Annotated in this window: 19 protein-coding genes; 10 read left to right on the forward strand and 9 right to left on the reverse strand. The window is 69.2% G+C overall.

Features of this window, described 5'->3' with window-relative positions; genetic code table 11:
* Positions 1-97: 97 nt before the first annotated feature.
* Together CH341_RS15820 and CH341_RS15825 are read right to left on the reverse strand one after the other, a co-directional pair.
* Complete coding sequence (locus CH341_RS15820; RefSeq protein WP_170149646.1) at positions 98-643, reverse strand: CBS domain-containing protein; 546 nt, start codon at positions 641-643, stop codon at positions 98-100.
* A 113-nt stretch (positions 644-756) separates the two neighbouring features.
* Positions 757-2,046 (reverse strand): family 4 glycosyl hydrolase, encoded by a 1,290-nt coding sequence (locus CH341_RS15825; protein WP_111419976.1) that lies wholly within the window; start codon positions 2,044-2,046, stop codon positions 757-759.
* Positions 2,047-2,340: 294 nt separating this feature from the next.
* Between CH341_RS15825 and CH341_RS15830 the strand changes: the two genes are divergently transcribed.
* The 3 genes from CH341_RS15830 (at position 2,341) to CH341_RS15840 (ending at position 5,280) form a co-directional block, all read left to right on the forward strand.
* A complete protein-coding gene (locus CH341_RS15830) occupies positions 2,341-3,708 on the forward strand; it encodes a GH1 family beta-glucosidase (RefSeq protein ID WP_111419977.1) in 1,368 nt (455 codons plus the stop codon).
* Positions 3,709-3,726: 18 nt separating this feature from the next.
* Positions 3,727-4,680, forward strand: coding sequence for a glucokinase (gene glk, locus CH341_RS15835; protein WP_111419978.1), 954 nt, complete (start codon positions 3,727-3,729; stop codon positions 4,678-4,680).
* 168 nt (positions 4,681-4,848) lie between these two features.
* Positions 4,849-5,280: a cupin domain-containing protein gene (locus CH341_RS15840; protein WP_111419979.1), complete on the forward strand. Its 432-nt coding sequence runs from the start codon at positions 4,849-4,851 to the stop codon at positions 5,278-5,280.
* 28 nt (positions 5,281-5,308) lie between these two features.
* Here the strand turns inward: CH341_RS15840 and CH341_RS15845 are convergent, their stop codons facing one another.
* The 3 genes from CH341_RS15845 to CH341_RS15855 form a co-directional block, all read right to left on the reverse strand.
* Positions 5,309-5,599 (reverse strand): DUF3861 family protein, encoded by a 291-nt coding sequence (locus tag CH341_RS15845; RefSeq protein ID WP_111419980.1) that lies wholly within the window; start codon positions 5,597-5,599, stop codon positions 5,309-5,311.
* A gap of 21 nt (positions 5,600-5,620) precedes the next feature.
* Complete coding sequence (locus CH341_RS15850) at positions 5,621-6,352, reverse strand: PadR family transcriptional regulator (RefSeq protein WP_111419981.1); 732 nt, start codon at positions 6,350-6,352, stop codon at positions 5,621-5,623.
* Between the two features lie 194 nt (positions 6,353-6,546).
* Positions 6,547-7,668, reverse strand: coding sequence for an SbmA/BacA-like family transporter (locus CH341_RS15855; RefSeq protein WP_111419982.1), 1,122 nt, complete (start codon positions 7,666-7,668; stop codon positions 6,547-6,549).
* 177 nt (positions 7,669-7,845) lie between these two features.
* Between CH341_RS15855 and CH341_RS34250 the strand changes: the two genes are divergently transcribed.
* A complete protein-coding gene (locus CH341_RS34250) occupies positions 7,846-8,010 on the forward strand; it encodes a hypothetical protein (RefSeq protein ID WP_170149647.1) in 165 nt (54 codons plus the stop codon).
* A gap of 15 nt (positions 8,011-8,025) precedes the next feature.
* Here CH341_RS34250 and CH341_RS34255 read toward each other — a convergent pair whose 3' ends face one another.
* Positions 8,026-8,175 (reverse strand): hypothetical protein, encoded by a 150-nt coding sequence (locus CH341_RS34255; protein ID WP_170149648.1) that lies wholly within the window; start codon positions 8,173-8,175, stop codon positions 8,026-8,028.
* A gap of 212 nt (positions 8,176-8,387) precedes the next feature.
* On the opposite strand from CH341_RS34255, the gene CH341_RS15860 reads away from it, so the two are divergent.
* The 6 genes from CH341_RS15860 (at position 8,388) to CH341_RS15885 (ending at position 16,511) form a co-directional block, all read left to right on the forward strand.
* Entirely contained in the window at positions 8,388-9,149 is a 762-nt protein-coding gene (locus CH341_RS15860) for a GntR family transcriptional regulator (protein WP_111419983.1), read from the forward strand.
* Positions 9,150-9,172: 23 nt separating this feature from the next.
* On the forward strand, positions 9,173-10,153 hold the full coding sequence (locus tag CH341_RS15865) for a Bug family tripartite tricarboxylate transporter substrate binding protein (RefSeq protein ID WP_245431086.1): 981 nt from the start codon (positions 9,173-9,175) through the stop codon (positions 10,151-10,153).
* A gap of 117 nt (positions 10,154-10,270) precedes the next feature.
* Positions 10,271-11,980 (forward strand): IlvD/Edd family dehydratase, encoded by a 1,710-nt coding sequence (locus CH341_RS15870; protein ID WP_111419984.1) that lies wholly within the window; start codon positions 10,271-10,273, stop codon positions 11,978-11,980.
* Positions 11,981-12,279: 299 nt separating this feature from the next.
* Positions 12,280-12,561: a hypothetical protein gene (locus tag CH341_RS15875; RefSeq protein WP_146604492.1), complete on the forward strand. Its 282-nt coding sequence runs from the start codon at positions 12,280-12,282 to the stop codon at positions 12,559-12,561.
* Between the two features lie 183 nt (positions 12,562-12,744).
* A complete protein-coding gene (locus CH341_RS15880; RefSeq protein WP_111419990.1) occupies positions 12,745-15,252 on the forward strand; it encodes a glycogen/starch/alpha-glucan phosphorylase in 2,508 nt (835 codons plus the stop codon).
* A complete protein-coding gene (locus CH341_RS15885) occupies positions 15,252-16,511 on the forward strand; it encodes an ATP-dependent 6-phosphofructokinase (protein WP_111419986.1) in 1,260 nt (419 codons plus the stop codon). The genes CH341_RS15880 and CH341_RS15885 overlap by 1 nt, the downstream gene beginning before the upstream one ends.
* 251 nt (positions 16,512-16,762) lie before the next feature.
* Here CH341_RS15885 and CH341_RS15890 read toward each other — a convergent pair whose 3' ends face one another.
* The 3 genes from CH341_RS15890 to CH341_RS34260 all read right to left on the reverse strand — a co-directional run.
* Positions 16,763-18,118 carry a hypothetical protein gene (locus CH341_RS15890; RefSeq protein ID WP_111419987.1) on the reverse strand — a complete coding sequence of 452 codons (1,356 nt, stop codon included), beginning with the start codon at positions 18,116-18,118 and terminating at the stop codon, positions 16,763-16,765.
* A 311-nt stretch (positions 18,119-18,429) separates the two neighbouring features.
* Complete coding sequence (locus CH341_RS35285) at positions 18,430-19,125, reverse strand: hypothetical protein (RefSeq protein WP_210208356.1); 696 nt, start codon at positions 19,123-19,125, stop codon at positions 18,430-18,432.
* Positions 19,118-19,390 (reverse strand): hypothetical protein (locus CH341_RS34260; RefSeq protein ID WP_170149649.1); only part of this gene is annotated, 273 nt, incomplete at its 5' end. The genes CH341_RS35285 and CH341_RS34260, both read right to left, overlap by 8 nt.

A 19,390-nucleotide genomic window follows, 5' to 3' on the forward strand; every position in this document is an offset into this window, starting at 1 on the left:
GGACCACCGGTCCGCGAGCCCGGAATCCATGACCCCGGCCCGTGAGTATCGATTCCGGGCTCGCCGCTGTGCGGCGCGCCCGGAATGACGGCGGCGCTTATTTCGGCCCGCGGGTGCGCTGCAGCCAGTACTGGCGCTCGAGCTCGATCAGACGCTCGTCGGTCATCGAGGGATCGTGCTTGGCGGCGGCCTCGGCCCGGCCGAGGGCGCGGGGCAGGGCGCGCAGGAGATCGGAGCGCGAGATCACGCCGACCACGGTCTGGCCGCGCACCACCGGCAACCGCTTGATGCGGCGCTGCTCCAGGAGCTTGCCGGCCTCCTCGATCGACGTCGCCTCGGTGACGGTGAGGGGGGTCCCCGTCATCACGTCGCCGACCTTGAGCGTGTGGAAGCGCTCCGGCTCGTGCTCGAGCACGGCACGCTCGGTCATGAGCTGCAGCCAGTGCGGGCGGCGCGCCGGCCCGCCATTGGCGCGGCGGCGCAGCAGGTCGCGCTCGCTGACGATGCCGACCAGGCGGCCGGCCGGGTCGACCACGGGCAGGCCGCTGATCCGGTTGTCGATCATGAGCTGCGCGGCCTCGGCGATCGGGCGCTCGGGCGCGATCGTGATCACCGGGCTCGTCATGAAATCCTTGACCCGCACCGGACCTCTCCGATCCTCCGGCCGACTCGTGCGTGCCGGCGCGCTGTGCAGTCCCAACCTAATCCAATGCGTCCACCTCCGTCGAGACATCCGTTCGCGCCGCCGGCATGGGCTCAGACACAGGCCCGGATAAAGGGCCGGTTGACCTCCCACAGCTCGTCCAGGAGCGCGTCGGCGGCGCGGGCGGAGTCGACCACCGGATCGATCAGCAGCGCCTCGCGGGCGAGCTCCTTGGAGCCGTGCACGGCCGCCTCGACGGCGAGCTGCTGCACCCCGGCCGGCACGGTGAGCAGCTTGGCGATCGGATCGGGGAGGGGGCCGAGCGACACCGGATGCACTCCGGCGGCATCGACCACGATCGGCACCTCGACGGCGAGGTCGGCCGGCAGGTTGGGAACGGCGCCGCGGTTCAGCACGACGCCCGACTCGATGAAGCGCTTCTGGTTGTGGGTGACGCCGGCGATCACGGCGGCGCCGCGCTCGCCCGCCGGGGTGAGCCACCAGTCCGGCACCGGCATGGTGCCGGCCAGCACCGTCTCGACCTCGCCGTGGAACTTGGCCCGCACCGCCTCGTCGCCGGCGAAGTCGTAGCCTCCGCCGGTGCCGCCGTCCGCCTCCCAGCCGAAGGGGAGATACTCGCCCGTGTGGCCGTCGCCGCAGGTCGGCCACAAGCCGAAGGCGTGGAACAGCGACCGGGTCAGGGGTGCGAAGGCGGGATCGAAGCCGGGCTCGCGCTTGCGCAGGCGGGGATAGAGGTCGGCGCCGGTGACGTGATCGCGGATCTGCAGAAGCCACTGGAAGTGGTTCAGCCCGGCGGCCCAGACGTCCACGGCCTCGTCCGGCAGGCCCATCACTTTCGCCACGTGGCCGCGGCTGCCGAACACGCCCTCGCACAGGCCGACGGCGCGGATCCGGCTGTACGTGCCAACCGCCAGGATGATCCGGCTCTCCGGATTGGAGAAGTTGACGAACAGCGCGTCCGGGCAGAGCTCCTCCATGTCGTGCACCATGTCGAAGACCATCGGCAGCGTCCGCAGGGTGAAGAACAGGCCGCCGGGCCCGCCGTTCTCGCCGAGCGTCTGGCGAATGCCGTGCCGCTTCGGGATCTCGAAATCGAGCCGCCACAGATGCAGCCGGTCGATCGCCGTGGCGTTGAGCACGAAGTCGGCGCCCGGGAGAGCGGCGCGCCGGTCCGTCGTGGTCTCGATCACCAGCCCGGCGCCGGATCGCTCGTTCATCAGGCGCCCCAGCGCGGCGGAGCGGGCGAGTGCCGCCGGATCCGTGTCGACCAGCACCAGCGTGCTGCCGCGCAGCGTCTCGGAGAACATCAGGTCGCGAAACATCGAGAGGCCGAACGACATGCTGCCGGCCCCGATGAAGACGATCTTCGTCGTATTGCCCATGACACCCTCTACGCCGGACCGTTGCGATCGGCGGTGAGGAGGCGGGCCCGCCCGCAGGGAACGAGTGTCGCGCGGAGGGATTGGACGTCGGGCCCGCGTCGCCGCAGCGGCGCTCCACGCGACGATTGTCTGCCGATCGGCGCCGCCGGGGAACTCCGAGATCCTCCGTAAGCAATGCTCCGGTCGTTCCGTGCGCCGCGCCGTCGTCCCGCCTTGACCACCATCAACACTTCGGCAAGCCACCGAGCGTAGCGTTTGCGGGTCGCCGCTCGGCCCTGCGAGGGAAGGACAAGCATGATCACGCGCGCGCCCGCGACGGTTGCCGCCGCATCCGACGCTCCCTTCGTCTGGGGCGTGTCCACCTCCAGCTATCAGATCGAGGGGGCCGCTGCCGAGGACGGCAAGGGCCCGAGCATCTGGGACACCTATTGCCGCCAGCCGGGCCGCATCACCGACAACGACACCGGCGACGTCGCCTGCGACCACTACCATCGCTACGCCGAGGACGTCGCGCTGATGAAGGCGCTCGGGGTCGGCGCCTACCGGTTCTCGGTGGCGTGGCCGCGCGTGCAGCCGAAGGGCCGCGGCGCCGTCAACGAGGCGGGTCTCGCCTTCTACGACCGGCTGATCGACGCGCTGCTCGAGGCCCGCATCGAGCCGTGGCTGTGCCTCTACCACTGGGACCTGCCGCAGGCGCTGGGCGACCTCGGTGGCTGGGCCAATCGCGACTGCGCCTTCTGGTTCGCCGACTACGCCGCGCTGATCGCCCGCCGCTACGGCGACCGGGTGAAGCGCTTCGCCACCTTCAACGAGTCGTCGGTGTTCACGCTGTTCGGCTTCGTGATGGGTGGGCAGGCGCCCGGCATCGCCGACCGCACCATGTTCCACCGGGCGATCCACCACGTGAATCTCGCCCATGGCGGCGCCATCGACGTGCTGCGCTCGCTGGTGAAGGACGCGTCTCTCGGCATCGTCCACAACATCCAGCCGTCCCGGGCGGCGACGCCGGCGGCCGAGGACGTCAAGGCGGCGGCGCTGTTCGACGCCTACTGGAACGGCGCCTTCGCGGATCCGCAGCTCCTCGGCCACTATCCCGCCCTGATCGCCGATCTGATGGAGCCGTGGATCGCGGCCGGCGACATCGCGAGGATCTGCCGGCCGATCGACTGGTTCGGCCTCAACCACTATTCGCCGCTCTACATGCGGGCGTTCGACGACAACCCGATCGGCGTCGGCTGGGGCGCAGCGCCCGACAGCGTGCCGCGCACCAGCTTCGGCTGGCCGATCGAGCCGGACGCGTTCCGCGACACTCTGCTCCACGTGTCGAAACGCTACGGGCTCCCCGTCTACGTGCTGGAGAACGGCCGGTCGAACCCGGACGTCGTCGACGAGAAGGGCGCCGTGAACGATCCGGACCGCATCGAATTCTTGAAGTCCTATATCGGTGCGATGAACCAGGCACGCGCCGCCGGCGCCGACGTGCGCGGTTATTTCGTCTGGTCGCTGCTCGACAATTTCGAGTGGAGCTCTGGCTTCAGCCAGCGCTTCGGAATCGTCTATGTCGATTACGCGACCGGCCAGCGCATCCCCAAGGCGTCGTATCACTGGTACGCCGACCTGATCCGCGCGACGGCGCCGCGTCCCCACTCGGCCGCGAGCTGACCGGACAGGAGCGATATCGTGAGTGCCGCCGTCCTGCTCGCCGACATCGGCGGCACCAATGCGCGTTTCGCCCTGATGACCGATCGGCTCGGCGCGATCCGGCACCTGAAGGTCTCGGAGTATCCGGGCCCCAAGGACGCCATGGCGACCGTGCTGCGGGCGGAAGGGCCCGGGCTGCGCCTCGCTGGCGCCGTGCTGGCGGTCGCCGCGCCGGTCGAGGGCGACAGCTGTCGCTTCACCAACAGCCCGTGGGTGGTCGATGCGGCCGAGTTGCGGGCCGCGTTCGGAATTCCGCAGGTGGTGCTGGTCAACGACTTCGAGGCGGTCGGCTGGTCGCTGGCCAGCCTGGCGCCCGGCGACCTGCTCGCGGTCGGCGCCGGTGCGGCGGTTCCGCATGGACCCATGGTGGTGCTCGGCCCGGGGACCGGGCTCGGCGTCGCGGCGTTGGTGCCGGGGCCGGGCGGATCCGTCGTGGTGCCGACCGAGGGCGGCCACGCGACGCTGGCCGTGACCACCGACCGGGAGGCCGCCGTCGTCGCGCTGCTGCGCCGCCGCTACGGTCACGTCTCGGCCGAGCGTGCCCTGTCCGGACCCGGAATCGAGGCGCTTCACGCCGCCATCGCGGCCGTGGACGGGGTCCTCGTGCCGGCGCGCCGCGCCGCCGAGATCACGCAGCTGGCAGAGGAGGGGACGTGCCCGGTCTGCCGGGCTGCCGTCGACATGTTCTGCGCCATGCTGGGCAGCGTCGCCGGCGACCTCGCGTTGATCTTCCGGGCGCGCGGCGGCGTGTTCGTGGCGGGCGGGATCGTGCCCCGGCTCGGCCAGCGCTTCGCGTCCTCGGAGTTCCGTGCCCGCTTCGAGGCGAAGGGACGTTTCGAGCCCTATCTGGCCGCGATCCCGACGTCCGTCATCGTTCATCCCGACGTGGCGTTCGTCGGTCTGCAGGCGATCGCAGCACGGCTGCGCGCCTGAACATCGTCGCTCGCGCGATCGGCCGCACGCGGGCCCTTCAATTGCACGTGTAAATCCGGCGCTCAAAACAACCAGGGCTCGCAACGCCGCAGGCGCCCAGCTACCATCATGGTCTAATCCGCCCGCCCGCAGGCGGGCGGCTCATCATGGTCACCCTGGGAGGTCGGCGTGAGCGCTGTTTTCGTTGTTCAGACGAATGATCTGCCGCGTGCCAAGGTCGGCGGGGTCGACGACCCCGCGGTGCGATGGGCCGGTGCGTTCGCCGCGTATGGCGGCCACGGGACGACCCAGTCCTCGACGATCGTCTACGAGATCGAGCCGGGCGGCCGGCTCGGCTGGCACACCGACGCCACCGAGGAGACGCAGTACATTCTCTCCGGCAGCGGCGAATTGCGGCTCGAGGACGGCACCAAGCACGCCGTCGGGCCGGGCAGCGTCTTCGTCCTGCCGACCCCGGTCCGGCACGATCTCGTCAACACCGGCGGCGAGACCCTCCGCGCCGTGGCGTTCTTCGCCGCGGCGATGTTCACCCAGACGTTCGACAACGCCATGCTGCCGCCCGACGTCCACGTCCTCGGCACCCCCAACCGCGAGGGCTAGCTTTCGAACCCGAGGCCGGCCGGTGGTCTCACGACGCCGCCGGCCGCTTCAGCGTCTTCATGAAGGCGCCGAAGGCAGGTGCGAAGTCGGCGAACAGCGGGTCGGCCCGATGCTGCAGGAGGACGCCCCCGAGCAGCTTCAGTCCGACACAGAACGCCTTCGTCTCGGCCTCGTCGAAGATCTTGCGCTCGGTCATCTTGGCGACGATGGCATTGAGGTCGTCGTGGCTCTCGACCTCGAAGGCGATGTCCTCGGGCGTCGCCGATCCGTCCGCGCGGGCGGACGTGTCGGCGATGCGAACGGCGTAGCGGTGCTTCATCGGATCACCTCGTCGTCGGGCTCACGACCGCGGCGCGGGCGGGAGGCCCGCGTCCCGGTCGTCCGCCTGGATCTCGGCGATCGCGGCGTTGACGATCCGGCACACCCGGGCGACCTCGTCGTCGGTCCACGGCCGCGGATTGAGCGCGACCGCGGTCTTGAGCGTCTGGAACACCTGGAAGATCGGCTCGGGGGGGCGCATGCCGCCCATGGTCCGCGCCACGATGGCGATCCGGCTCAGGATGCCGTCGATGGTGGCGCGCTCCTCGGCGATGGCCCGGCGTCCGTCGTCGGTGATCTCGAACAGCTTCTTGCCGCCCTCGGTCGAGGTCGCGCGGATCTGGCCCATGTCCTCGAGCAGGCTGAGGATCGGGTAGACCGAGCCGGGGCTCGGCGAATAGGTGCCGCCGAGGCGCTTCTCGACCTCCTTGATCAGCTCGTAGCCGTGGCTCGGGCTCTCGCCGATCAGCCACAGCAGGAGTAGGCGCAGGTCGCCGGACCCGAAGAAGCGTCCGCCGCCGCCGCGGCCGAAGCCGTCACGCTCGCCGCGCGGCGGGCCGTCGTGGCCGTGGCGCCGATGGGGACGGCCGCGCGGGCCGTCGCCGGCATCCCGGTCGCCGAGACGCGGGTCGCCGCGGCGGTCGCCGTCGGCCCGATTGGCCCACCAGCCGAACAAGTGGAAGCGGCCGTGCTCGTGTCCGTGATGGCCGTGCCGCGGACCGTCGTCGTCGTGGTGGTGATTGCGATGTCTCATGGTGATATGATCTCCGTTACGTACAAACGATATATCGGAAACGATCGAGCTTCGTCAAGGGGCAGGGGGTAAAAGCCGAAGGCGGCGGCCGAGGGCCACCGCGCGGGTCGGCTTCGGGGCCGCAGGCGTCGGGCAAGCGTCGCGAAGGGGAATTCAGCCGGGCGCCCGGCCTCGGGCGACGTCGATCGTCGTGGTCAGATCACGTGCCCCGGATCCGACTCGATCGCGGTGCGCCGAGGAATGCCGTCGGCGTCGTCGAGGGCGTGCAGCAGGGTGGCGACGCGGTTCACCGAGGAGCGCCATTCGGCGACCCGGGCGTAATTGTCGACGAACCAGTTGAAGGCCACCTGGACGGAAACGAAGGCGGCCGAGGCCTGGGTCAGCTCGCCGAGTGACATTTCGCCGGCGAGGAATTTCGGCGCACACAGGATCCAGGCGCAGACCGGCGCAAGCAGGACGTCGGTCTGCGACACCATGGTGGTGCCCATGAGCTGCCAGCAGAGCTGGCGCCACCGCGTCAGCACCCCGGTCAGCGCGGTCCGCACGTCGCGCAGCTCGGTGAGCTCCACGGGCGCCGGGGGCGTGCGCTCACCGAGCTCGCGGATCTCGTTGGTGGCGGCGCGCAGCTCGGCCTCGGCCTGGTTCTCGGCCTGGATGACCGATGTGAGATTGCGCCCGACGAACACCATCGCGGTGGTGAAGACCAACGTGTAGACGATCACGGCGACCACCAGATAGGCGTGGATCGTCAGCTCGCGTCCGGCCAGCACGAAGTGGAAGTCGCCGCCGACCGACCACAGCACGTTGATGAAGACGAGCGCCGTCATCACCGCGTTCAACAGTCCGATCGCCATGTCGACGGGCGCGTCGGTGGCGATGCGGGCGTCGAACGAGATGCGGTACTCGGCGTTCTGGTGCTCGCCGTCGACCGAGCCGAGCCGCTGGTAGCGGTCCTCGCCGAGCCACGTCGCCAGCAGGTGCTGGGTGAGCCATTCGCGCCACTTGCGCTGTGTGGTCATCCGCGCCCACACCGAGGTGACCGACAGGCTCACGCTGAGAAAGGCCAAGGGCGCGAACAGTGCCACCTGGGTCCACAGGCCCGTCTGGTCACGGCGCTCCAGGGCGTTGAAGAAGTCGCGGTTCCAGTAGTTGAGCTGGTACTGCACCGCGAGCTGGGCGAGCACGATCGCGATCAGGCCGATGGTCAGCGGCCAGCTCACCCGTGCCGAGCGGCGCTTCCAGAAGCCCGACGCGCTCTCCCAGTAGCGCCCGAACAGGCGCCTGTGTCGGTCGTCGGCTCCGTTCGGCTGAGGCATGCGACCTGGCCCGGCATCGGCGGGCGGCGGGCGAAGGTCCGCCGTGCGCGACGCGTCCTCAAAGCCATACCGCCCGCCGGGCCGAGATCAAGTTCGGTCGATCCGGGATGGCGCAGCCGCGATTCAGGCGAACGTCGTCGTGCCGGAACCGCAGGGCAGGGGCTCGATTGGTCCGGTATGGCACAGGACCCGAAGACCCCGCGCAAGCCCGACACAAGCGACGAGGACATGCCGCCGGCCGGCCCGCATGCCGATCCCGACCTCACGGATTCGAGCAAGACGCCGGGCACCGGCGTGTTGCCGGACGCGGACGAGGCCGCCACCGAGTCGCCGACCGGTTGAGGCCGGCGGCGCCGGTCAGCGGCGGGGGGCTTTGACCCGAACCCGGACCGGCTCGGGACGGGCGCGCAGCCGGTACAGCTCGCGCAACCCGAAGCCGAGCGCGACGGCGAGGCCGAGGGCCAGCTCCATCATCACCAGCGTGTTCGCGTCCAGGGCCGCGGTCATGGCGCTCTCCGGTCTTGTCGTGTGTGTCCGCGCCGGTTTTTTTGCGCGCACGGACGGATTACGCGCGACCGGGGCACTTGGATCACGCACCCATTCTCGATAATCCAGCTATTCGATTGGTCGATTCCGGAAGAATGGACTTGGATTATTGACAATCTCGACCCGAAGGTCGAGCCTCGTCGGCTCCATCCCGTTCGCCGAACCGCGGCCCCATGCCCGACCTCTCCCCCTCGATCACGCGTGACGCGGCACTCCGCGAGGTCGTCCGCCGCATCGAGGAGGACGTCATCTTCGGCCGGCTCGCGCCCGGTGCGCGGCTGATCGAGGATCGCCTGATGGCGCGGCACGGGGCGAGCCGCCACTGCATCCGCCAAGCGCTCGCGCAGCTCGAGCAGGCCGGTCTCGTCCGCCGCGAGAAGAACGTCGGCGCGACCGTGCGGTCCTACTCGGCCGACGAGGTCGTGAAGATCTACGAGGTGCGCGAGTTCCTCACCCGGCAGGCGGCACTGATGATCCCGCTGCCGGCGCCCGCCGAGGTCGTCACAGAGCTGGAGGTGACGCAGGCGCGCTACCGGCATTGCGTCGACACCGGTGATCTGCGCGGCGTCCACGAGGCGAACGACGCGTTCCACCTCGTCCTGTTCTCGGCCTGCGGCAACCCGTATCTGGTGCGCACGCTGCAGGACTACATGGGCCTGACGCTGCCGATGCGGGCCAAGAACCTCGCCGACCGGGCGGGCCGCGCGGCGTCGGTGCGTCAGCACGACACCATGATCGAGCTTCTGGCTGGCCGCGACCGCTGGGCGCTGGCGCAGCTCTGCGTCGCGCATCTGCAGAACAGCAAGTCCGATTACCTGGCGCGGATCGGCTCCGATCTTTCGCGTGGCCTCGCCGTGGTCGGGGAGGGTGCGTCGGACGATCGAGAGAGCGGCGGTCCGAGGGCGGCCGAAAAGACGAGAACGAAAAGACAATAACGACACATCGAAGGGAGCGAAGAATGCTGAAGCTGATGGCTCGGGCGACAAGCCTGCTGCTCGCGACGGGGCTCACGGCCCTGGCTCAGCCGGCCCCGCAGCAGGAGAGCTGGCCCTCCAGAAGCGTCTCGGTCGTCGTGCCGTTCGCGGCGGGTGGGACCACCGACATGTTCGGCCGCCTGTTCGGCCAGGGCATGCAGGAGAAGTACAAGGTGCCGTTCGTGGTGGAGAACAAGGCCGGGGCGGGCGGGACGCTCGGCGCCGCCTGGGTCGCCCGCGCCAAGCCCGACGGCTACACGCTGCTGGTCGGCACCGCCAGCACCCAGGCGATCGCGCCGTTCGTCTACAAGGATCCGCGCTACGACGCCGACAAGGACTTCGTCGCGATCAGCCTGTTCGCCAAGGTGCCGAACCTGCTGACCGTCACGCCCAAGCTGCCGGTCAAGACGGTGGGCGAGCTGATCGCCTACGCCAAGTCGCGGCCCGAGCCGCTGGTCTACGGATCGTCCGGCGTCGGCAGCGCGACCCATCTGCCGGCCGAGCTGTTCCAGATGATGGCCGGGATCAAGCTCGTCCACGTCCCCTACAAGAGCTCGAACGACGTCGCCGCGGCGCTGGCCGGCGGGCATGTCGATCTCGCCTTCGACAACATCACCTTCGCCTGGCCGCTGGCGAAGTCAGGCACGGTGCGGGCCATCGCCGTCACCAGCACGGAGCGCAGCCCGACCGCGCCCGACCTGCCGACCATCGCCGAGACGCTGCCGGGCTTCGACGCGCCGTCCTGGCACGGCCTGTTCGCGCCCGCCGGCACGCCGCCCGCCGTGGTCGAGCAGATCGCCGCCGAGATCAAGCGCATCTACGGCACCCCCGAGATGGCCGCCAAGCTGATGGAAATCGGCGCCGTCGCCGCGCCGATCACGCCGGCCGAGTTCGCGACGTTTGCGGCGGCCGAGCGGATTCGCTATCGGGACATCGTCGCCAAGGCCGGGCTGCAACCCCACTAGTCCGGCTTCGACCAGCCGAAGAACAACCGGCGGGCGCGCCGCGCTGCGGGCGCCCCGAAAAACGTCGCCACGGACGAGCGCCGGCTCCCCACGCGGACCGAGAAGGAGATCAGAACAATGACCAAGGGTTTGCGGAAGGGCCTCACGAGCTACGGGGATGCCGGCTTCTCGCTGTTCCTGCGCAAGGCCTTCATCAAGGCGATGGGCTACTCGGACGACGCGCTGGAGCGGCCGATCGTCGGCATCACCAACACGGGCAGCGACTACAATCCCTGCCACGGCAACATGCCGGCTCTGATCGAGGCGGCGAAGCGCGGCGTCATGCTCGCCGGCGCCATGCCGATGGTGTTCCCGACCATCTCGATCCACGAGAGCTTCGCACACCCCACCTCGATGTTCCTGCGCAACCTGATGGCGATGGACACCGAGGAGATGATCCGGGCGCAGCCGATGGACGCCGTCATCGTCATCGGCGGCTGCGACAAGACGCTGCCGGCCCAGATCATGGCGGCGGCGAGCGTCGATCTCCCGACCGTGGTCGTGCCGGTCGGCCCGATGGTGGTCGGTCATCACAAAGGTGAGGTGCTGGGGGCCTGCACGGATTGCCGGCGGCTGTGGAGCGCCCATCGGGCGGGCGACATCGACGAGCAGGAGATCGGCGAGGTCGAAGGCCGGCTCGCACCCTCCGTCGGCACCTGCATGGTGATGGGCACGGCCTCCACGATCGCCTGCATGACCGAGGCGCTCGGCCTGTCGCTGCCGATGAGCGCGACGGTGCCGGCCCCGCACGCCGAGCGCGTGCGCATCGCCGAGGCGAGCGGCCGGCGCGCCGCCGAGATGGCGGTGTCGGGCGGGCCGCGGCCTAGCGAGATCCTGACGCCGGCCGCCTTCCGCAACGCCCAGGTGGTGCTCCAGGCGATCGGCGGCTCGACCAACGGCATCGTGCATCTCACCGCCATCGCCAACCGCACCGAGCACAAGATCGACCTGGAGACGTTCGACACGATCGGTCGCGACGTCCCGGTGCTGGTCGACCTCAAGCCGTCCGGCGACCACTACATGGAGCATTTCCACCACGCCGGCGGCATGCCCAAGCTGCTGCAGCAGCTCGGCCCGCTGATCGACCTCGACGCGCCGACGGTCGCGGGCGGCACGCTGCGCGACGTCGTCGCGGCGGCCGAGGAGGTGCCGGGACAGAAGGTGATCCGCTCGGCCAAGAACCCGATCAAGCCGATCGGCGCCGTCGCGGTGCTACGCGGAAATCTCGCGCCGCGCGGCGCCGTCATCAAGCACTCGGCCGCGACGCCGTCGCTCCTCCAGCACACCGGCCGGGCCGTCGTGTTCGAGTCGACGGCCGACATGGCGGCCCGCATCGACGATCCCGATCTCGACGTGCGCGCCGACGACGTGCTGGTGCTCCGCAACACCGGCCCGAAGGGCGCGCCCGGCATGCCGGAGGCGGGCTATCTGCCGATTCCGAAGAAGCTCGGCCGCCAGGGCGTCAAGGATATGGTCCGCATCTCCGATGCGCGCATGAGCGGAACGGCGTTCGGCACCATCGTGCTGCACATCACGCCGGAGTCGGCCGACGGCGGCCCGCTGGCGCTGGTGCAGAGCGGCGACATGATCCGGCTGGACGTCGCCGGCCGTCGCATCGACGTGCTGGTCGACGACGCCGAGCTGGAGCGCCGACGCGCGGCGACGGGGGCGCCGCAGGAGCCGGCCTGGGCCGAGCGCGGCTATGCGCGGCTGTACTGGACTTCGGTGCTGCAGGCCGACGAGGGATGCGACTTCGACTTCATGCGTCGCAAGCCGGACGAGGCGTGAGGTACGCGTGCGGATTGTGTCCGGACGTTCCGCCGACCTGCCGACCCGAGCCATCGTCGGTTCGGGTTAGAGGCCACTACGTATACAAGCCTTTTCAATTCTTGTGTTAGGTGCGGACGGCACTCTTCGCCGACCGGGCGAAGGGCGCCGGATGGGCGGCCGTCCCGTGGGGCCGTCCGTCGCCCGCCTTCCGATGTTTTTTGCTCCCAATGGATTGACCACGATCGACGGACCGAGGTCCAGCCGTCGACGTGCCTTGCCGTCAGTGTGGGTCGATGGGGTCGTTCGAAGATCCGGTCATGGCCGCGATCGAGGCGCATCGTGCGTCGCACGCGCGCTATCGGGACGCGCTGTCCGCTGCCGAGACCGCGCCGGGCGCAGCGTCCCGGTCCGAGCTGGACCGGCTGCACGCCGCTGTCGACGCGGCGGCCTGGGCCCTCCTCGAGGTCCGGCCGGTCAGCCCGGAGGGCCTGATGGCGCTCGCCACCTATGCGGGTGACGTCGTGGCGGCGGGGAACGAGTGGCCGGCGGGCTGGGATCAGCGCTTCTACGCCGTCATCGTCCGTTGGCCCGACGACTGAGGCTCCAGCCCGGCTTCAACGACTGGCAATTGCTGGTAAATTCGGCAGCTCCCGGCATCAGGGTTCGCCCGCCCGATCGGATGACACGACACCGTGCTATAACCACGGAATCGTAGGCCATTGCCGATTGTGACGTGTCCGCCGTCCTGGATGGCCGACCGATATCAGGAGCTCGGTTATTTCATGTATCCGTCCGTCAACGAGGGTGAATCCCAGTCCGAACCAAGCCGCGACGTTCGCACCGGCCTGGATCCCGGCAACCTCTCCCAAGCCGTTTGCGACTACCTCTACTACTTTCAGGGCCGCCACCCGGCGACGGCCTCCCGGAACGATTTCTATCTCTCCACCGCCTATGCGGTGCGCGACCGGCTGTTCCAGCGCGGCGTCCAGTCGCTCGACGCCCTCCTGCATCGGCCCGAGGGTCGGACCGTCGCCTATCTCTCGGCCGAGTTCCTGATGGGGCCGCAGCTCGCCGCCAACCTGGTCAATCTCGGCATCTACGACGCCATGCGCGAGGCGCTGTGGCGGATGGACGTCCGGCTCGAGGACCTGATCGAGCACGAGGTCGAGCCGGGGCTTGGCAATGGCGGCCTCGGGCGGCTCGCCGCCTGCTACCTGGATTCGCTCGCGACCCTCGAGATTCCCGCGATCGGCTACGGGATCCGCTACGAGTTCGGCATCTTCAGCCAGCAGATCCGCGAGGGCTGGCAGGTCGAGCTCACCGACAAGTGGCTCCATCTCGGCTATCCGTGGGAGCTGGCGCGGCCCGAGCGTGCCGTCTCGGTCCGGTACGGGGGGTATACCGAGCCCTACACGGACGAGCAGGGGCGATACCGGGTCCGCTGGATCCCGGCCGAGATCGTGAAGGGCGTGCCGCACGACACCCCGATCCTGGGCTACCGGGTGAAGACCTGCAATCTGCTCCGCCTGTGGCGCGCCGAGGCGGTGCACAGCTTCGACCTCGCGGCCTTCAACGTCGGTGACTATTCGCGCGCCGTCGAGGAGCAGGTCACCACCGAGACCATCTCCAAGGTCCTGTATCCGAACGACGCGTCGCCCCAGGGCAAGGCCTTGCGGCTGAAGCAGCAGTACTTCTTCGTCGCCTGCGCGATCGAGGACATGCTGCGGGCGCATCTGCGCTTCGGCGGCCGGCCCGAGACCTTCCACAAGCGCTGGGCCGCCCAGCTCAACGACACGCATCCGGCGGTCGCGGTGCCGGAGCTGATGCGGCTGCTGCTCGACGACCACGGCCTCGAATGGGACGACGCCTGGGACGTCACCCAGAAGACGTTCGGCTACACCAACCACACCTTGCTGCCCGAGGCGCTGGAGACCTGGCCGATCGACCTGTTCGGGGCGCTGCTGCCGCGCCATCTCGAGATCGTGTTCGAGATCAACCGCCGCCTGTGCGACGGGATCCGCCGTGTCTATCCGGGCGACGAGGACCGGGTGCGCCGCATGTCGCTGGTCGAGGAGCAGGGGCGGCGCTCGCTGCGCATGGCCAATCTCGCCTGCGTCGGCAGCCACGCCATCAACGGCGTCGCCGCGCTCCACACCGAGCTGCTGAAGAGCCAGGTCCTGTCGGACTGGGTGGCGATGTCCCCGGAGCGGTTCTGCAACGTGACGAACGGCGTAACGCCGCGCCGCTTCGTGCTCGCCAGCAATCCGGCGCTGTCGCGGCTGGTGACCGAGACCATCGGGGATCATTGGCCGGCCAGGCTCGAAGCCCTGCGCGGGCTGGAGCCGCATGCCGAGGATCCCGCCTTCCGGAAGCGCTGGCGCGACGTGAAGCGCGAGAACAAGCAGCAGCTCGCCGCGGTGATCAAGGAGCGCACCGGCATCTCGGTGGATCCGGAGTCGCTGTTCGACATCCAGGTCAAGCGCATCCACGAGTACAAGCGCCAGCACCTCAACGTGCTGCACATCCTCACGCTCTACCGGCGCCTGAAGGAGAACCCGGGCCTCGACATGGTGCCGCGCACCTTCGTGTTCGGCGGCAAGGCGGCGCCGGGCTATCACGTCGCCAAGCTGATCATCAAGCTGATCACGGCGACCGGCGATCTCGTCAACGACGACCCCGACGTCCGGGGGCGGCTCAAGGTCGTGTTCTTCCCCAACTTCAGCGTCAAGGCCGGGCAGGCGATCTATCCGGCCGCCGACGTCTCCGAGCAGATCTCGACCGCCGGCCAGGAGGCGAGCGGCACCGGCAACATGAAGTTCTCGCTCAACGGCGCGCTCACCATCGGCACGCTCGACGGCGCCAATATCGAGATCCGCGAGGAGGTCGGGCCGGAGAACTTCTTCCTGTTCGGGCTCACGGCCGACGAGGTGCGCGCCGCGAAAGCCTCCGGCTACAATCCGCGCGCCGTCTACGAGCAGAACCAGGAGCTGCGTGCCGTCGTCGACCTGATCGGCTCCGGCGGGCTGGGCGGCGATCCCGGCCTGTTCCGCTCGGTGCTGGACGGGCTCTTGTGGCACGATCCGTTCATGGTGCTGGCCGACTACCAGGCCTATGTCGATTGCCAGGAACGCGTCGCCGCGCTGTGGCGCGACCCGGAGGCCTGGGCCCGGATGTCGATCCTCAACGTCGCCCGAATGGGCAAGTTCTCGTCCGATCGCTCGATCCGCGACTACTGCGAGCGGGTCTGGCATGTCGGGCCGCTCGGTGCCCCGACGGAGGGGGCCCCCTGATGATCACGACTCTCGGCCCTTGCAAGCATCTGTCGCCGCGCTCCGGCTTCGTCTCCGACGACGAGAAGATTCCGGCCAATATCGTCCGCGCTCCGGATCGCCCGGACGACCCCGGACCGCTGTTCGAGCTCGCCGGGCCGCGCGAGCATCTCTATTTCGATCCGCCGCGGGTGCGCGCCGGCATCGTCACCTGCGGCGGCCTGTGCCCCGGCCTCAACAACGTGATCCGCTCGCTGGTGCGTGAGCTGCACGGCGGATACGAGGTCCGCGAGGTGATCGGCTTCCGCATGGGCTACGGCGGCCTCGATCCGCGCAATCACCACGAGCCCATGGTGCTGGTCCATTCCAGCGTCGACGACATCCACCAGCAGGGCGGCACGATCCTCGGCACGTCGCGCGGGCCGGTGGACATCGACGCCGCGGTCGAGAACCTGATCCGGCGCAAGATCGACATGCTGTTCTGCATCGGCGGCGACGGCACGCAGCGCGGCGCCTATGCACTCTACGAGGCGTGCAAGGCGCGCGGCCACGCGCTCGCCGTGGTCGGCGTGCCGAAGACGATCGACAACGACGTTCTCTATGTCGACCGCACCTTCGGCTACCTGACCGCGCTCGAGGAGGCCCGCCACGTCATCGACGCCGCCCACAACGAGGCGCGCAGCGTCGTGAACGGGGTGGCGCTGGTCAAGCTGATGGGCCGGCATGCGGGCTTCATCGCGGCCGGCGCCACCATCGCCAGCCAGGACGTGAACTTCACGCTCGTGCCTGAGGTGCCGTTCCGGCTGGACGGGAAGGGCGGCTTCGTCGCCGCGCTGACCGCGCGGGTGCGTGACCGGGGCCACGCCGTCGTGGTGGTGGCCGAAGGGGCGGGACAGGATCTCTTCCCGGCCGAGCCGCGCGCCACCGACGCCTCCGGCAACGTCAAGCTCAAGGACATCGGCCCGTTCCTGGCCAAGGCGATCGCCGAAGGCTTCGCGGCCGAGAACCTGCCGCTGACCTTGCGGTATTTCGACCCCGGCTACCAGATCCGCAGCACGCCGGCGAATTGCGAGGACGCGGTGCTGTGCGACATGTTCGCCCGTCAGGCCGTGCATGCCGCCATGGCGGGCAAGACCGGCATGGTGGTGGGGCTGCTGCACGGCACCTTCATCCACGTTCCCACCTCGCTGATCCTCTCCGGGGCGAAGCAGCTCGACACCGATGGCCTGTTCTGGCACTCGGTGCTGGCCGCCAACCAGCAGCCGGACCGGTTCGGGTGAGGAGCGGCGGGTAGCGGGCTGGCGCGCCCCGACCCGGATCCGCTATATGGCAGTTGCCGGCGCGGCGGCGTGAGGTGCCATGCTGCCTCACCGCCGGCCCGAGGCCCCGTAGCTCAGTCGGATAGAGCAGCAGCCTTCTAAGCGTGCGGCCCGCCAATGGTTTCTAGGCGCATTCCGACATTTACCCGGTTCGTTCCCGTATTGAAGCGATTGATGAATTTCATTCTGTTGGAATGAGCCGGACGTAATCATCACTTGCCTCCCATGAGCTGGTCGAACGAGAGCTGCCCAGGTTCCTGGTCGTGCTCGGCGGCCACCGGGCGGAGAGCGCGGCGCTTGCGAGTCCCCGCAATGATCTGGCGCTGGGTCTTCTTGACGTAGCGGGGCAGCACGGCCTTGGTCTGGCGGGAGAGGGCGCGAATCTGCGTGTCGGTCAGGTCAGCGTCGCCCAGCTCCGTCAATCCCCCGTGCCTGAACGACGTGAAGCTGAGATCGTCCGCGAGCTCGGCCCCGAGGAGGACAGCCTTGCTCTTCTTCCGCACCAGATCGAGGCCGCCCTTCGGCGTCGCCCAAGGCAGCGGAGTCCGGCGGCTGCGGTCGCACCAGTCGCGCACGAAAAAGGGGCCCTGACCGATGCGGTCGCGCTTTAGTGCGTCCATGCGCATCATCAGCTCGGGGAACAACGAGGCGCCCGCCTCGTCGAACAGCGGCACCCAAACCTCCTCGCCCGTCTTCGGGTGGACGATGAGCACCTCGTCCGGGTGGTCCTTCGGCCGATAGTGATCGAGGCGGAACGCCGTGAAGATGTGCTCCTCCCGCTGCAACCACTCCCACGTCACCATGAGCGCGGTGGCGAGAGAGGGAAGACCGGTGGCGTCGGCCTGCGCGACAGCTGCCTGTAGGTCCTCGTATGATGCGGTCGGTGTCGGCCGCCTGACCTCACGCAGCTCCATTTTCGCGAAGGGATTAGTAGCGGGCACGAGATCGGATCGCTTGCGGCGGACGACGTTCCATGCGCGACGACACGACTTCATCGCATGGTTGATCGTCGTGCGGCGCTCTCGGTGCTCTGCCGCGCCGGGCAGCGGCTCCTCGCCAGCTCGTCGGGGCCCGCCTGCGCGCTTACCGCCCGTAACGAGCAGCTTTGCGTACAGAGGATCGACAACCGTCGTGTCGATCTGTGTCAGCCGCACGGTGCCCAGCCGCCGGCCGTCCTTCAACGCGTAATTGCCAACCAGCGCGAATCCGCGTTCGTGCAGAGCCTTGGTCTTTCGGTCGAGCGCTCCAAACTTGTCACTTTGGCGGTAGGCGGCGAACAGCCAGTCGAGTGTGCCCTCGGTGACGGCGGCAGGCGCAAGATCGATATCTCCGCGGGTCCTCCAATTGTGGAACAGCGGCAGCAAGACACGTTCCACCCGCTGAACGGCGGCATCGTAGTCGGTCCCGAGTGCCTCCGCCCCCACAGGGCACGGGCCGCGGTCATCGCCTGCAGGTGGCACCACCGCCCAGCCCGGCGGCTCGAAGTAGTAGCCCCACTTTCCGCCAGCGAGCGGCTTTCGGCGAGTGTAGGAGGGCAGGGGCTGCACGGTGCGAATCCGGTGCTTCATATGAGGCTCCCGATGGACTCCCGGGGGATGTCGACATCGGACGAAATCTCGTGGCGGTTTGCAACGTGGCGTCGAAGCGACTCGAGCGCCCATACATTTTCGCGTCGCCCGTCCCTGAGGCGGCTGGCGGTCGGGCGCGGCGCTTCGCCCCGAGATACGGCGGCGTAGAGCTGCCCCGTCGTCTCGTAGTCCAGGTAAGCCGCGGCCTGATCCGCACGCATCTCGGCGGACCAAGCGCCGTGCGGCGGATGTCGCGCCGGGCGCGACCTGGGGGAATAGTCTGGGCGCGAAGCCGCCACCGCAGCTACCTTTCAGAACGGCCGGTCGTCGTCGCTCTTGACGGCGCAGGCGTCGACACCGTCGAGCACCTCGTCTGCGTCATCGGCGTCGGCGGCCTGCGGCTGCGGCGGTGCGATCCGTTTCGCATAGGGGGAGACGTGGCGCCGATTCGCCGACATGACGGTCTCCTCGTCGGTGAGCGTGTAGGAGAAGATCGCGCCGCCGCCGTAGTAGTGCGTCGTCCAGGTGACGTGCAACGGCACGTCGGACGCCGGTTCCGGCACGTCGACCCGGAGCATCTTGGCGCCGAAGCGCTCCTCCTCGGCACACCGTCCGAAGTGCCGTCGATGACCGAAAACCTCGACACAGGCCCACTGGAATCCGAGCGGCAGCAGCGGCTCCGGGGGCGAGGGTTCGGGGGTGGCCTGGGCAAGGCCCTCGGCTGCCGCCTCGGCAGGCGCCACAGTCGACGTGGCGTGGTCACGCTCGATCGCGCGGTCCACAGCCGCATCGTAAAATGCTGCGATCTCGTGCTCCGTGAAGCCCGCGACTCGCAGCCGCTCTTCGAAGGAGGGGCGGAGCACACTCCCCTGGGGGTTTTCCATCATCACGGCCGCGCGCTCTCTGAGAATCACGCTCGCCATGCTGTTGATCATCAGCGCGTGTATCTGCTCGGCAGAAACGGTGACGGTGATTTCAGGTGTGGCTCGGGCGGCGACCTCAGACATCGGCATGCTCCTTTTCGGCCGGTGAGGCGTCCTCGATCGCCGGCTCCGGCTGCCCGGCGAGCTCGATCAGCGCCTCGACGATGGTGAGGCTGGGCGCAACCTCGTCGCGATGGTGGCAGGCGCGCTTTCGCGCGGCCTTGGCGTCGAGGGCGCGCGCGAAGATCTGCGCCGCATCCACCCAGGTCGGGGCCGCGGCGCCTTCGATCTGCACCCGGTGCTTCCAGCGACCGCGCTGGTCCTGGCGCTTGCGCCCGAGGTCGCGGGC

It is taken from the genome of Rhodoplanes roseus (assembly GCF_003258865.1).
Classification (GTDB): domain Bacteria; phylum Pseudomonadota; class Alphaproteobacteria; order Rhizobiales; family Xanthobacteraceae; genus Rhodoplanes; species Rhodoplanes roseus.